The organism is Nocardia xishanensis NBRC 101358 (assembly GCF_001613365.1).
Lineage (GTDB): Bacteria > Actinomycetota > Actinomycetes > Mycobacteriales > Mycobacteriaceae > Nocardia > Nocardia xishanensis.
The window spans coordinates 46140-60493 of record NZ_BDCF01000021.1 but is presented as its reverse complement, the minus strand read 5'-3'; the positions used below and the strand labels follow the sequence as shown (position 1 = coordinate 60493).

Below are 14354 nucleotides of genomic sequence, written 5' to 3'. Positions count from 1 at the left end.
ACGACCACGCCGCAACCGGTCGCGCTGACGATCGCGTTCGCCGTCGCGCGGCGGGCCGGGACTCGGGACGGACCGACGGCTCAGACGAGGATCGAGGTGAGGCGAGCGCTGATGAGCTCCTCCGCCTCCGCCACCATGCGGCCGATGAGCTCGGCGCAGGTCGGGATGTCGTGGATAAGGCCCTGGGCCAGACCCGCCGACCAGATGCCCGCGTCCAGGTCGCCCTCTTCGAAGACGCGGCGGCCGCGGGCTCCCGCGACCAGCTCCCGCACGTCCTCGAAAGTGCCGCCCGCCTTCTCGATTTCGACCACCTTGCGGCTGATCGCGTTGTCCGCGACGCGCGCGGTGTTGCGCAGGGTGCGGAAGATCAGCTGGGTGTCGAGCTCGCTGTTGGCGACGATCTGTTCCTTCACCTTCTGGTCGATCGCAGACTCCGCGGTGCACAGGAAGCGGGTGCCCATGTTGACGCCGTCCGCGCCGAGCGCGAGCGCGGCGACCAGGCCGCGGGCATCGGCGATGCCGCCGGAGGCGATCATCGGGATGTCCAGCACGCGGGCCGCGGCGGGGATCAGGATCAGGCCCGGGATGTCGTCCTCACCAGGGTGTCCGGCGCATTCGAAGCCGTCGATGCTCACGCCGTCGACGCCGATCTTCTGCGCCTTGAGCGCGTGCCGCACGCTGGTGCACTTGTGCAGCACCTTGATGCCTGCCTCTTTGTAGTACGGCAGGAACGGTTCCGGGTTGCTGCCCGCCGTCTCGACGATCTTCACGCCACTTTCGATGATGGCCTGCACGTACTCCGCGTACGGCGGGGGGTTGATCGAGGGCAGGATGGTGACGTTCACGCCGAAGGGCTTGTCGGTCAGCTGCCGGGTGCGCTCGATCTCTTGGCGCAGAGCATCGGGAGTCGGCTGGGTCAGCGCGGTGATGAAACCGAGCCCGCCCGCGTTGGCGACGGCGGCGACGAGTTCGGCCCGGCCGACCCACATCATGCCGCCCTGCACGATCGGGTGCTCGATCCCGAATTCCTCGGTGAACCTGGTACGCAGCATTGCGCTCTCCTCCGTGTGACGGTGGCGTTGGGGATCGCGCACCGCTGTGTTCCTCGAACCGCTGTGTTGCCGGAACCGCTGTGTTCCTCGAACCGTGGCGGCGCCGCGCACCGCCGTGCTCGCGTGGGCGTGCCGGGCCGCCCCGACGCCATGATGGTGACACGGGAATCGTCTTGCTTACAACTAGTAAGTGAGCCGTCGTTCGCACGACTTAATGGGTGTTGGCCGCTCGATAGGCGCGAATGAAGGCGAACGATACCGAAAAAAGAACAGCTAGAGATGGTTTTCTCGATCGTGGAACCACATTGAGTCGATTAATGATGATTCATCTCTTGATCTCTTGCCGCTCGGTTAAGTTAGTTGTTATTCTCATCTCAATTCAGCCCGCCATGCGGTCGGCCACCCGGCGGACGCGCAGGCGGTCCGAGAGGAGTACGTGGCATGACCACCGGTGCACAGGCGCTCGACGAGCCGTTCAGGTCGCGGCGCAACCACTGGAACAACCAGATCGCCTCCCACGCGCAGATGCGCCCGGACGCGGTCGCCCTTCGTTTCCGTGGCGTGGACACGACGTGGCAGCAGTTGCACGAGCGCTCGCAGAAGTTCGCCGACGCGCTGGCCAGGCGTGGCGTCGGGTTCGGCGACCGAGTGCTCATCCTCGCGCTGAACTACCCCGAATACATCGAGGCGGTCTTCGGTATCAATGCGCTCGGCGCCATCGCGGTGCCGGTGAACTTCCGGCTGACCCCGCCGGAGGTCGCCTACATCGTCGGCGACAGCGGGGCCAAGGCCATCGTCACCGACACGGTCTTGCAGCCGCTGGCCACCGCCGTGCTCGCCCAGGCCCCAGCGCTGGAGACCTGCATCGTGATCGGCGGCAAGACCGCCGAAGGCGTGCTCGGCTACGACGACGCGCTGGCCGAGGAGGGGACGCCCCACACGCCGCTGGACATTCCCGAGGACACCCCCTCCCTGATCATGTACACCTCGGGCACCACGGGCAGCCCGAAGGGCGCGGTGCTCTCGCACGCGAACATGAACGCGCAGGCGCTGACCTGCATCCGGGCCATGGACCTCGGACCCGAATCCATCGGCTTCTGCACCTCGCCGCTGTTCCACATCGCCGGACTGGGAAGTCTCGCACCGTATTTCCTGCTCGGCGGCAAGACCGTGCTGCATCCGCTCGGCGCGTTCGATCCCACCGAGTTCCTCGACGCCATCGAGAAGGAGCAGGCGACCACCGCGTTCTGTGTGCCTGCTCAGTGGCAGGCCATCTGCGCCGAGCCGACGGTCAAGGACCGCAAGCTCGCGCTGACCATGCTCAGCTGGGGCGCGGCGCCCGCGTCGGACTCGGTGCTGCGCGCCATGGCCGAATGCTTCCCGAACGCCGCCAACGTCGCGGTTTTCGGTCAGACGGAGATGTCGCCGATCACCTGTGTGCTGGAAGGCGAGGACGCGCTGCGCAAGCTCGGTTCGGTGGGCAAGCCGATCCCGACCATCCAGGCCCGCATCGTGGACGACGAGATGAACGACGTCGCGCCCGGCGAGGTCGGCGAGATCGTCTACCGGGGACCGACTCTCATGCAGGGTTACTGGAACAAGCCCGAAGCCACCGCGGAGGCCTTCGCGGGCGGCTGGTTCCACTCCGGCGATCTGGTCCGCGCGGACGACGAAGGGTTCGTCTGGGTGGTCGACCGCAAGAAGGACATGATCATCTCCGGCGGCGAGAACATCTACTGCGCCGAGGTCGAGAACGTGCTCTTCGGGCACCCCAAGATTCGCGAGGCCGCCGTGGTCGGGCGCACGCACGAGAAGTGGGGCGAGGTGCCCGTCGCCGTGGTGGCCCTGATCGACCCCGACGCCGAGCTGGCGCTGGACGAGCTGGAGCCGTACCTCAACGAGAACCTGGCCAGGTACAAGCACCCCAAGGAGCTGGTGATCGTGCCGGAGCTGCCGCGCAACGCAAGCGGCAAGGTCGTGAAAGTTCAGCTGCGCAAGGACTATTCGTCCTAGTACCTTGCCTGCGCGTCGGTTTCCGTGAACTGGGTCGTGGAAACCGGCCACGCGCGCGGCGCGGATGCGTCAGGATCGGCGCATGGCGATTCCACGCATCCGCGCCGCCGTGCTGGCCCTGCACTGGCAGGTCAATGTCATCCGGCCGGAGGGATTCTTCGGTCCGATGCTCGCCGGGCCGGTCGCGGCCAGCGGTGTCGTGCCGCGCGCGGTGGACTTCCACACCGCGGCCGCCGCGGCCGAACTCCCGGTGATCTTCACGCGCTTCACCATTCCCGTCGGTGAGGGAGCGCTGGTGCGCAATACCGGTTTCATGCGGTCGGTGGGCGCGGCCCAGACCGAGTTCCGCCCGGAATCGCCCGGCTCCCAGCTCATCACGGAGATGGCGGGTCAGCCGAGCGCGACCTACGACAATCAGAAGCTCTCCGGGCTGGCGGGCAATGCCCTCGCCGACTGGCTGACCGAGCGCGGCCTCGACACATTGCTCCTCACCGGCGTGGCCACCAACCTGACCGTCGAGCAGACCGCCCGCCACGCGACGGATCTCGGTTTCACGGTCCATCCCGTCGCCGACTGCGTGACCGCCGCCGATCCCGCCGCCCACGAGGCGGCGCTCGCCAATCTCGAACTCGTCACCGCGGGCTGCCTGACCGCGACCGAAGCCATTGATCTAGTCCGCAACTGAGTCGGCAACGCGCCCAAATGAATACCGCACCGAGGCCCGCCGCGGATGCCCTCGGTCTCGTTCGCGGCCGAGTCCACACCGCTCCCGAGCGAATACCGGGCCCGGCCCGACCGCCGCGCCGGGTGAGTAGTCGGTAGGGCGGGTTCAATCCGCTCGGGCCTGCTTTGCGATGCCCGGCCCGAGCAGCGTCTCCAACCAGCGGTAGGCGACGTCCGCCCGGATCGGCGGGTTCGCGTCGGCGATAGCGCCGAGCGTGCCGACCACGCCCCAGGACAGGAAGTTCACCATCGCGGCGAATTCCTCGTCGCCCATGGCGAAGCGGCCGGACAGCTGTTCGGTCAGCACCCGGCCGACCATGCCGCGGGTGGCGCGCAGCAGCTGGCCGCCCGCCTTGCGTCCGAGCAGCGCGCGATACACCTCGGGATTCTCCGAGGCCAACCGGAACAGCGTGTAGACCGGCGCCAGCGGCACCGAAGGCGCCGGCGCGGCCGGGTCGTCCGGGCGGGCGGCGGTGATTGCCGCGCGCAGGTACTCGGTGCTGCTCACCATCAGCAGGTCGTCCTTGTCGCGGAAGTGCGCGTAGAAGGTCGAGCGTCCGACATCGGCGCGATCGAGGATGTCGCGCACCGTGATTCGCTCGTAGGAGCGTTCGAGGAGTAGTTCGATCAGCGCCCGGTGCAATGCCGCCCTTGTGCGCCGCACTCTGCGGTCGGTGGTCTCGTGCATCGTCAATTCCTGTGTTTCCGGACGGATCGGGCCGCGACGTCCCGAAGCGGACGGATTCGTACTTCTGCTTCTGGTCGCCGCGGCGGCTACCTTCGATCATGAACATATGTCCGGAAACACACAACAGTCCACAAACAACCGACCCGCCGAGATCGGCGCCCTCATCACCCGCCCGCGTGGCTATCGGGTCTTGCGCTCCGCGTTCGCGCTCGGCCGCGGGCGCGCGCTCGATGCCGAGCTCGTCGCCCGCAGCGGCGCCGCGTCTGGCGACCGCGTGCTCGACATCGGCTGCGGTCCTGGTGATCTCGCCCGTGCGCTCGCCGCCCGTGTCGGTCCCGCGGGCGAGGTCGTCGGCCGCGATCCGTCGCCGCAGATGGTCGCCTACGCCGCCGCACGCACGAAAGAGCCGAACTGTCACTTCGAGCTCGGCCCCGCGCAGACGCTCGACCGAGCCGACTCCTCCTTCGACGTTGTGACCTGCACCTTCGTCATGCACCACATCCCCGAGGCGCAACGCGAAGCCGCGCTCGCCCACATGTACCGCGTGCTCCGCCCCGGCGGCAGACTGCTGCTCGCCGACACCCACCCCACCGGCCGGGTGCTCTCCGGCGCGATCCGGGTGATGTCCCGGTTCGCGGCCCGCCGCACGCACGACAGCGCGGCAGGACACCACGACGACCCACTGACCGCCATCGACATCCGCCGCTATCGAGAACCCTTGTCAGCAGCGGGTTTCCGATCGATCGAGTTCGCAACCGTCCCGCCGATCGCCGGAATCCTCCTCGCGACGAAGGACTAGATCATGTTCTTCGCGGTCATCCAGCGCATGGTGAACCAGCCGCAGAACACCGGCAGCCAGCAGGTGAGGACGCGGTAGAGCAGGACCGCGGGCACCGCGATGTTCGCGGGGAGGCCGAAGGCGGCGAGACCGCCGATGAGGGCCGCCTCGACGGCGCCGACGCCGCCGGGTGTCGGGGCGGCCGAGGCCAGGGTGCCGCCGATCATGGTGACGATCGTGACGGTGACGAAGGTGGTGCCGCCGCCGAACGCCTCGACGCTGGCCCACAGCGCCCCTGCCATGCCGAGGGTGATGGCGGCGCAGCCCCCCACGATGATGGCGAATCGCTTCGGGTCCCTGGCCAGCTGGCCGAGTTCGCCGAGTACCTCCTGGAGCTGGGGCCGGACCGAATTGTTCAGCCAGCGCCGCAGTTTCGGCACGAACATGAACGTGCCGATGATGCCGACGCCGACGCCGGCGGCCAGGTAGATGATCGTCGGATCCGGCACGATGTGCGAGAGGTCCGCCGAGGTCCCGGCAACCACGCTGAACAGGATCAACAGGCTGATGTGGGTGATCACCTGCACCGCCTGTTGCAGCGCGACGGCCGCGGTGGCGCGCACCGCGCCGAGCCCGCTCTTCTGCAGGAACCGCACGCTCAAGGCCAGACCGCCGACGCGGGCAGGCGTGGTCGTCGCCGCGAAGGTGTTGGCGATCTGCATGATGACCAGGTTGCGGAAGCTCGCCATGCCGGAGGCGCATGCCCACAGCGCGGCGGCGGCGCCGACGTAGGTGAGGCTCGAGACGGCGAGCCCGAGCAGCGCCCACCACCAGTTGGCCGTCTTCAGCTGAGTGAAGAAGGTCGGGACCTGGCTGATGAACGGATACGCCACGTAGACCAGCCCGATCAGCAGGACCAGCTGAATGATCTGGTTGCGGGAGAACCGGGTGATCTGATCGGCCTCGATCCGGTCCTTGCCGGTCTGCTTGCGCACCTCATCGCGGGTTTCGGACACGATCGACTTCCACTCGGGAATCGACATCCTGATACCGGAAGGCGTGGCCGATTTGATGAGGCGGCGGGTCGCGGTGAGCACGGTCTGCTCGCCGAGCGCGTCGATGGCCGCGCGCACCGCGGATTCCTTGCCGTAAATCGCGGCCGTGGTGACCAGCAGCTGCGCGATGTCGGATTGCACCTGGGTGTCCGAGGCGCCGAACTCGGCGCTGCCGAAACCGCTGAACAGCACCGCGTCCTCGGTGACGCGGATGTCGTCAGGGCGCAGGTCCCCGTGCGCGATCCGGCCGCCGTGCAGCGCGTCGAGCGCCTTCCACACCGTCGGCAGCCGCTCGATCGGCGTCTCGGCGATCGGGACGCCGCCCGAGTCCGTGTGCGCGTAGAGCATCCAGCCGCGATCCAGCGCCGCCACCGCGATCACTTGCTGACCGGCGAGATCGAGATCCCCCGCGGCGATCGTCATCAGCGCGCGGTGCTCGACGGCGCGATGCATCGACCCGTGCAGCGCCCCGGTCTCACTGCTGCGAAAGGTCAGCCAGCGCCACAGCATGCGCAGCGCGCCGTGGCTGCGCTGGTTCTTGCCGTACATCTCGACGGTCAGCACGCGCTCGGGACCGGTCACGGCGGCCGCGAGCACCAGCGGACCCGAACCGGCTGGCCGCACCACGGTGAATCCGGTGACGGTGTGCCCGCGCTTGGCGAGCACCCGCACCGCTGCCTCCAACGGCACCTCGAGCGCCGGGGTGCCGACCACCCAGACGATCACGGCGCCGACCAGCCAGCCCACCGCGAGACCGAACATCGCCCGCGCAGGCACCACGGTGCTGACCACGAGGTGGATCGGCGCGAAGGCCAGCAGCAGGAACCACAACCAGCGCCGCGGCTTGGTCGGCAGCCAGGGACTGGAGACGGTGAGCACCGCGGCGAGCATCGCGATCCAGCGCGGGTCATCGAGGAATTGGGAGAGAAAGGTGTCGAGCCGGTCGGGCACCTGCAGATGCCACTGCGGTGCGGACAGGCCGGTGCCGGTGATGGAGAGCAGCAGAACGGCGACGAGTCCGGCGGCGGCGTAGCCCGCGAGCAGTTTCCACTGCCTGCCGATGATCAGTTCGATGAGGATCGCGAAGGGCAGGATGAGGATCGCGATGCCGTAGAGCAGATAGACCAGGTTGGACTGGTCCGGGGTGAGGAAGCCGACGATGTTGGACACCGAACTCTCCAGCGCCAGCCATTCCGGTCTGGTGATCACCGAGGCAGCGATCACCACGCCGAGCCACAGCGCCGCGAGCATGACCCGGACGATGTCCGTGGTCCGCCGGATCAGCGGTTGCAGGAGACTGCCCGTTACCGGGATCTCCCGCCCGTCGACTCGCATGTCGTATCGGCACTTTCGGATCGAATTGGCGCTGGCTCGGCGACCCCCTGGCTCACTTTTCCGTGAGTATGCAGCAGGTCACCGTGGGCGATCGGCACCAACACGCCGCGGCGGTGCGGCGTCGCGCGGTGCCGCTTCGGCCCCTGCTCACACTGCCAGAGACGGCGTCGCGCGGGCCCGGCGGGCTCAGTTCGCGACGACGCTGTACACGCCTCCGTTCATCGCGCCCGCGTCCAGTTCCACGATCGCCTGAAGCACCTTCTCCGTCGGAACCCGAGCGGGGAAGCTGTCCGGAGCCACCGCGTTGGCGCGGACGCCGAATTCCTCGAACTCCGCCGCGAGGTGGCGGGTCAGATGGTTCAGCGCCGCCTTCGACGCGGCGTACACCGCCTGGCCGCCCGGATACACCTTGGAGCCGGAGAGACTGGAGACGTTGACGATGTTTCGGTTGCGCGCGCGGTTGCCGTCGATGTCGTGCATCCAGCCGCGCTGCGCAAGCCGGGCCGAAAGCCGCAGCGGAACACCGACGTTCAGCGCGAACTGGGCTTCGAAGTCATCGATCGCGCTGTCCCCGTCGACGAGCCCCTGCGGATGCAGCCGCAGGCTCGCGGCATTGTTGACAAGCAGGTCGACGCCGCCGAACCTGGCCAGCGCCAGATCGATGACCCGCTCGACCTCGCCCGGCGCGGTCAGGTCGGAACGGATCAGGAAGACCCGGGATTCGTTCTCCGGCACGTCGGCCTGCGGATCGAAGGGGTCGACGAACCACTCGTGCTGCGAGGGCGTCGCTGGTATGCGTGCGCCGCAGACGGCGACGATGTCGTAGGTGGTGTAGAGGGCGCGGCAGAAGGCGTCGCCCAACGTGCCGCCCGCGCCGGTGAGCAGGCAGACCCGGCGGTCGCCGCGGGCCGGTTCACCAGTAGACAATGCGGTCTCCTCCCCAACGCTGGATCGCGTCCTCCTTCGGCCGGTGCAGCCACATCACGATGCTGCTGCGCGGCGCCCGGTTGTAGCCGAGGTAGGTGTGCCATGACCGCGGCGTGCATTCGAACAGCACCATCGAGTTGTCCAGCGGCGGCACCGCCAGCGTCGGCGCTGGATCGGCGATGTTGGCGTACAACCCGGTCTCTCCGCCGTCGCCCGGCTGCCATCCCGGATTGCCCAGATAGAACAGCACCGCGACGGCGCGCACGGTCTCCCGCGCGGTGACGCCGTCGGATTTCGTCCCGGTCTTGGTGTTCACGCTCGAATCCGGCAATCGCACCTCACCCGGCCCGGGAGCCGGGCCCGAGAACCACGCCGGGTTCAGGTCGTTGTGCGGCCAGCCCGCCGGGCTGTCCGGCGCGTGGTGATGTATCGAGCCCTCGACGTCGCCCGTCACTTCCACGCCCGCCACCGATGCGATGAGGTCGTGCCATTCCCTCGAGGTGAACAACGCCAGCGGTCCGTTGCGCAGGTCGGTAAGCGGAATCGCGTCGGCGCTGTAGTTGTCGGCCACCCTCTCGAACGAGCCCGCCCGCGCGGCGCGCACGCGTTCGTATTCGCCCGCGAGCCGTTCGTAGAAGTCGGCGACGAAGACATCGCGCACATATACGTGCGGAAACGGTCCCGACCGGCGGATCCAGCGCCGATGGGCGAACAATTCCGTGAACCACGCGGGCGGCGCGGGCGCCTGACTCACCGATTCCCCTGACAACGTCACTCCCTCCCGGACGAACACGCCGATCTTATTGCCTTCCCCGTCCGAATTTCGAGCGGCGGGGATCGCAGCGCCGGACCGGACGCGAGAGGATCGATCGGTGGCTCGTGATCTTCGCATCTGTTTCGTCGGTGACTCGTTCGTCGCGGGCGTCGGCGATCCGTTGTTCTACGGATGGGCGGGGCGGCTCGGTGCCGCCGCGCATGCCGACGACGTGCCCTTCACCGGATACAACCTCGGCGTCCGGCGCCAGACTTCGGCGGACATCGCCGCGCGCTGGCAGGCCGAGTGCGCGCCGCGGCTGCCCGAGGGGACCGAGGCGCGAGTGGTCTTCTCGTTCGGCGTCAACGACGCCACGCACGAGAACGGTTCGCCGCGTGTGGAACCCGGCGCGTCGGCGGCCAATATGACCGCGGTGCTGACTCTGGCCGCCGAGCGCGGCTGGCCCGCGCTGGTCGTCGCGCCGCCGCCGATCGATGACGACGCGCACAACGCCCGCACCGCGCGCCTCGACGAACGCTTCGCCGAGATCTGCGCCGTGGCGGGAACGCCGTACGTTCGCGTGCATCACGAGTTACGCGCGAACGAGGTGTGGATGCGAGAGGTGCGTGCGGGCGACGGCGCGCACCCCGGCGCGGACGGTTACGACGCGATCGCCGCGCTGATCCTGCCCGCGTGGCGGGAGTGGTTGTCCCGCTGAGCTTCTCGGGACTGCGCGCGACGACACGAGGTGGCCCTCCGCGAACAACCGGCACTCGGCTGTCTCAGACGAAAATTCAGCGCGGCAATTCGGTATTCGCTCAGGTCAGCCCACGGGCGCTGAAACCGTCTCCTGGTCGCGGAACAGCGGTGTCACGGCGCTGGCTACCGGTTGTTCGTCGGCGGGACCGTGCGCGATCTCGTCCAATTCCGGGAACCGCCGGGCGATCTCGGCCCGGTACGGCCCCTCGGTGCCCAGCCGGCACAGCGCGGCGATCAGCGTGAGCATCGAGCGTGCGAACGGGGTGATGCAGCCGGGCAGGGACAGTTGCCGGAGGACGTTCGACAGCCGCGGATTGGTCAGCCGCAGAACGTGTTCGCGCAACCAGCGAGTGCTGAGCCGATAAGTGTCGTGCTCGAACGGCTCGGTACACGGCGCGGATGGTCAGCGCCTCGGCATCGAACGCGCGGCCGGACTCGGCGAAACCGTACCGGCGCGTCACCGCCTCCAGTTCGGGCGGCCCGGCGCGGAACACGCGGACGCACTCCTGCGCCATCTCGTCGAATCCCTCCGGCGGCCAGATCGCGCACGCGCCGAAATTCGACCACGCCGAGCCTGCCTCGCCGTCATCGCGATGTCCCACCGCGCCGGGCAGCATGGCGGGCGCGGCGTCGTGGGGCCGGCTCAGCGCGATCCGGCGCGCCATTCGACGACACCGCGAACAGGCGTCTGCCTCGCGATTCGTCACCCGAGGAAGCGGGCCCACGTCGAATGGTCATGAATCACCTCACACTGTGGGCGGATCAGTGTTACACAGGTGCAGTCTCGCACAGCAGCGCTTAGACTGTCTGGGACGTATTGGGAACACAGTGGAAAGGTGGCATCCGATGGGATCCCAAACGGTAGTCGCCGACGTTGCCGACGAGCTGGCGCGCCGGGTTGCCGCGGGGGAATATCAGCCGGGGGATTTGATGCCGTCGGTCCGCCAGGTCGCCGAAGAATTCGATATGAATCGCGCGACCGCGCAGTTGACCTTGGGCAGGCTGGAATCGTATGGATTCGTCGAGGCGCGTCGCGGTAAAGGCTTCACCATTCGCGATGTGCGTGAGGCGGGCGGCCTCGACGTGTACCGCCACCTGTTCCGGTTCTCGATACCGATGCCCGATGTCGCGATCGAGATGTTCCACGACATCGTCGACGTGCAGCGTGGCATCGTCATGGAGACGCTGCTCGCGTACACCAGCAGCGAACAGGAGATCGACCCGGCCGAGCTGAAGGCGGCCATCGACGAACTGGAAGCCCTTGCCCGGCTGGAGGTTCCGGACTACCGCCAGATCCTGGCCATCGAGGTCACCCTGGTCCGGCGTTTGCTGACCGCGCTCGGGCTGAGCATGCAGCGCGCCATCATGAACACGATCGGCGAGATGGTGCTCGAGGTGCCGGAGGCGATCGAGGCGTACTTCGCGGGCGCCGCCGACCTGCACGTACTGGTGTGGCGGGCGCTCGTCGCGGTGTGGGAATCCGGTTCCGGCCCGTCGGAGGCGCAGCTCGCGCTGTTCGAGGACCTCTTCGGGATGTATCACGACAAGGTCATCGCCCGGTTCGAGGAGCTACTAGGCGGCGGGGAAGCCGACGTCGAGGACGCGCACGCGGCCACCGCCTGATCCGGCAAACCTCGCGAAACGGACTGTCTGAGTCCGTTGGGTTCGGGCCGTTTCCCCACGCTGCCCACCAAGTGAGTTGGTCACTTGTTCATTACAAATAGTCGATCATCGCGTCTGAGACAGGTATTCTGAAGCTGGCTGGACGGCGTCGCCCCGGTGCACTCGAGGCTCCCGCTGCCGCGGACGATCACGGGGACGGGGAAGGGTGATCGGTGTGGCCGGGCCTTCGAGCGCGGAGGGCGACCCGCAGACCCGGCGCCGACGCTCACGGCGCCGGGCCGTCCCGTCATCGGACTGGCCGGGTGTCGGTGACGGGGCGGGCAGGCCGCATGCGCGATTCGCTGACGAATTGCCCGAGTCGGTCGTACCGTTTCCGTCATGACCGAGTCAGCAGATTCGCTGCCCGACATACCGCTGGAATCCTGGCGTCCGACCAAGGAGACGCTGCACCGTTTCGCCCAGGTGGTCGGCAAGGTCGCCTTGGCCAAAGGCATCCGTCGCAACCACTGGTGGCACATGACTTTCCGGCTCACCGCCCGCGGCTGGACCACCGTCCCGCTCGGCACCGCCCGCACGGGGCCGGTGTTCACCTGCTCGTTCGATTTCTTCGACCACGTGCTGCGCATCGCGACCGATCAGGGCATCGAGGTGGAGATCGACCTGCTCCAGCAGTCCGTCGCCACCTTCTACACCGATGTCATGGGCGGGCTCGGCGACCTCGGCATCGAGGTCGTCATGCCGCACCCGCACCCCTTCGATCTGCCCGACGCCGACCGTCCGTTCGAAGACGACACCGACCACGCCGCCTACGATCCGGACAAGGCGCGCAAGGCGTTTCACGTGCACAGCCGGGTCGGCCGGATACTGGAGGAGTTCAGCGCCACCTACTCCGGCAAGATCAGCCCCGTCCAATTGTTCTGGCACACTTTCGATCTCGCGGTGCAGCGGTTCTCACCGCGCCGGATCGACCTGCCGTCGTCCGTCGATTCCGTAACCCGCGAGGCCTATTCGCGCGAGGTGATCAGCGCCGGTTTCTGGTTCGGCGACGACAAAGTGCCCGAGCCGACCTTCTACTCCTACGTCGCGCCGGAACCGGACGGGCTGGCCGACCGCACGCTGAAGCCCGCGGGCGCGCGGTGGGTGACTTCCGGCTCGGGCCACGCGGCGTATTACGCCTACGCGGACGCGCGCCGCACCGCCGACCCGGTGGGCGCCGCGCTCGAGTTCTTCCAGTCCGTCTACGCCAACGGCGCCGAGCTCGCCGGATGGGATGCCGACCAGCTGGCCTGCTGGGGCGGCATCACCGATCCGGTGCTGGAGCGCAAGACGGCGCGCTGGCCGGAATGGCCGGCGTGATCAGCCGTTGAGCTTGTTCAGGCGATCGCACGCCTCGACGTACTCGTTGATCAGCCGCGCGACCACGTCGGCGGAGCGCTCCACCTTCGTCATCATGCCGACCACCTGACCGACCGGGTTGAAGTTGACGTCCTTCGCGGCCTCCGGATACCGGTGGCCGCGCTTGACGCCGTCCAGCGCCACCATCATCTGCAGCGGCATCGGCAGCGGGTCGGGGGTCTCGGCCGACTCCCATGCATCGGTCCAGTCGTTGCGCAGCATGCGGCACGGCTTGCCGGTCCACGAGCGCGAGCGCACGGTGTCGTGGCTGCTCGCGTCGATGTAGGTCTGCATCTGCGCGGGCGGCACATTGGCCTCCTCGACGGTCAGCCACAGCGAGCCGGTCCACGCGCCCGCCGCGCCCATCGCCATGGCCGCGGCGACCTGGCGGCCGTCGCCGATGCCGCCCGCCGCGAGCACGGGCAGATCGCCGACGGCGTCGATGACCTGCGGCCACAGCACGATCGACGAGATCTCGCCGCAGTGCCCGCCACCTTCGGTGCCCTGGCAGACCACGAAGTCGAGACCGGCGGCCTTGTGGTTGAGCGCGTGCTTGACCGAGCCGCACAGCGCGCCGATCAGCCTGCCCGATCCCTGGATCTGCTCGATCACGTCCGTGGGCGGCGTGCCGAGCGCGTTAGCGACCAGCTTGGCCTTGGGGTGCTTCAGGATCACCTCGATCTGCGGGGCCACCGTGGTCGCGGTCCAGCCGAGCAGCTGGTTGTGATGCTCCTCGGCGGGCAGCTGCGGCACGCCGTGGTCGGCCAGGATCTTCTCCGCGAAGTCCCGGTGGCCCTGCGGCACCAGCTCGCCGAGCTTGGCCTCCAGCTGTTCGGGCGTCAGGTCGTCGATGCCCTTGCCCTCGTACTTGGAGGGAATGACCAGGTCGACGCCGTACACGCCGTTGACGTGCTCGTCCAGCCAGGCGAGCTCGACCTCGAGCTGTTCGGCGGTGAAGCCCACCGCGCCGAGGACGCCGAGCCCACCGGCATTGCTGACCGCGGCCGCCACGTCGCGGCAGTGGGTGAAGGCGAAGATGGGGAACTCGATCCCCAGCCGGTCGCAGATTTCGGTACGCATCGGGTGCTGGTCTCCCTTACCTACGCCGCGACCGGATCGCGGCGGCCGCAGACGTTCTAGAACGGGTTACATAGTGGCCGCGCCGGGTTCGCCTCGCGCGCGGCGGACGGACGCCCCGACCGGCCGAATCCACCGCACACCGCAGGTATCGCCATGCCGCGGCGGCGTCGTC

The 14354-nt window shown here is 68.3% G+C and carries 13 protein-coding genes; 6 read left to right on the top strand and 7 right to left on the bottom strand.

Annotated elements, in window-relative coordinates; all coding sequences use genetic code 11:
- Nucleotides 1-80: 80 nt before the first annotated feature.
- The gene (locus NX1_RS18425; protein WP_169812252.1) at nt 81-1052 is read right to left on the bottom strand and encodes an NAD(P)H-dependent flavin oxidoreductase; all 972 of its coding nucleotides are present in this window, start codon (nt 1050-1052) and stop codon (nt 81-83) included.
- A 441-nt stretch (nt 1053-1493) separates the two neighbouring features.
- Here NX1_RS18425 and fadD5 point away from each other — a divergent pair, with 441 nt between their 5' ends.
- Together fadD5 and NX1_RS18415 are read left to right on the top strand one after the other, a co-directional pair.
- Nucleotides 1494-3065, top strand: a complete 1572-nt coding sequence (gene fadD5, locus NX1_RS18420; RefSeq protein ID WP_068060616.1) for a fatty-acid--CoA ligase FadD5 — start codon at nt 1494-1496, stop codon at nt 3063-3065.
- Nucleotides 3066-3147: 82 nt separating this feature from the next.
- Nucleotides 3148-3750 (top strand): cysteine hydrolase family protein, encoded by a 603-nt coding sequence (locus tag NX1_RS18415; RefSeq protein WP_068060613.1) that lies wholly within the window; start codon nt 3148-3150, stop codon nt 3748-3750.
- Nucleotides 3751-3894: 144 nt separating this feature from the next.
- Here the strand turns inward: NX1_RS18415 and NX1_RS18410 are convergent, their stop codons facing one another.
- Entirely contained in the window at nt 3895-4476 is a 582-nt protein-coding gene (locus NX1_RS18410) for a TetR/AcrR family transcriptional regulator (protein WP_068060610.1), read from the bottom strand.
- Nucleotides 4477-4582: 106 nt separating this feature from the next.
- Between NX1_RS18410 and NX1_RS18405 the strand changes: the two genes are divergently transcribed.
- Nucleotides 4583-5275: a class I SAM-dependent methyltransferase gene (locus NX1_RS18405; protein WP_068060607.1), complete on the top strand. Its 693-nt coding sequence runs from the start codon at nt 4583-4585 to the stop codon at nt 5273-5275.
- Here NX1_RS18405 and NX1_RS18400 read toward each other — a convergent pair.
- The 3 genes from NX1_RS18400 to NX1_RS18390 form a co-directional block, all read right to left on the bottom strand.
- On the bottom strand, nt 5272-7644 hold the full coding sequence (locus tag NX1_RS18400) for a lysylphosphatidylglycerol synthase transmembrane domain-containing protein (RefSeq protein ID WP_068060605.1): 2373 nt from the start codon (nt 7642-7644) through the stop codon (nt 5272-5274). The two genes, NX1_RS18405 and NX1_RS18400, sit on opposite strands and share 4 nt — an antisense overlap.
- 186 nt (nt 7645-7830) lie before the next feature.
- Nucleotides 7831-8571 (bottom strand): SDR family oxidoreductase, encoded by a 741-nt coding sequence (locus NX1_RS18395; RefSeq protein ID WP_245668564.1) that lies wholly within the window; start codon nt 8569-8571, stop codon nt 7831-7833.
- Nucleotides 8558-9325 carry a 2OG-Fe(II) oxygenase gene (locus tag NX1_RS18390; protein ID WP_245668563.1) on the bottom strand — a complete coding sequence of 256 codons (768 nt, stop codon included), beginning with the start codon at nt 9323-9325 and terminating at the stop codon, nt 8558-8560. The genes NX1_RS18395 and NX1_RS18390 overlap by 14 nt, the downstream gene beginning before the upstream one ends.
- A 118-nt stretch (nt 9326-9443) precedes the next feature.
- Between NX1_RS18390 and NX1_RS18385 the strand changes: the two genes are divergently transcribed.
- Nucleotides 9444-10043: a DUF459 domain-containing protein gene (locus tag NX1_RS18385; RefSeq protein ID WP_068060602.1), complete on the top strand. Its 600-nt coding sequence runs from the start codon at nt 9444-9446 to the stop codon at nt 10041-10043.
- Between the two features lie 105 nt (nt 10044-10148).
- On the opposite strand, the gene NX1_RS18380 is transcribed toward NX1_RS18385, so the two are convergent.
- The gene (locus NX1_RS18380; RefSeq protein WP_068060599.1) at nt 10149-10427 is read right to left on the bottom strand and encodes a hypothetical protein; all 279 of its coding nucleotides are present in this window, start codon (nt 10425-10427) and stop codon (nt 10149-10151) included.
- Nucleotides 10428-10930: 503 nt separating this feature from the next.
- Between NX1_RS18380 and NX1_RS18370 the strand changes: the two genes are divergently transcribed.
- Both NX1_RS18370 and NX1_RS18365 read left to right on the top strand, forming a co-directional pair.
- A complete protein-coding gene (locus NX1_RS18370; RefSeq protein ID WP_068060594.1) occupies nt 10931-11707 on the top strand; it encodes a GntR family transcriptional regulator in 777 nt (258 codons plus the stop codon).
- A 378-nt stretch (nt 11708-12085) separates the two neighbouring features.
- Nucleotides 12086-13063: a DUF5996 family protein gene (locus tag NX1_RS18365; RefSeq protein ID WP_068060592.1), complete on the top strand. Its 978-nt coding sequence runs from the start codon at nt 12086-12088 to the stop codon at nt 13061-13063.
- Here NX1_RS18365 and NX1_RS18360 read toward each other — a convergent pair whose 3' ends face one another.
- Nucleotides 13064-14182, bottom strand: coding sequence for an NAD(P)H-dependent flavin oxidoreductase (locus NX1_RS18360; protein WP_068060589.1), 1119 nt, complete (start codon nt 14180-14182; stop codon nt 13064-13066).
- Nucleotides 14183-14354: the final 172 nt, after the last annotated feature.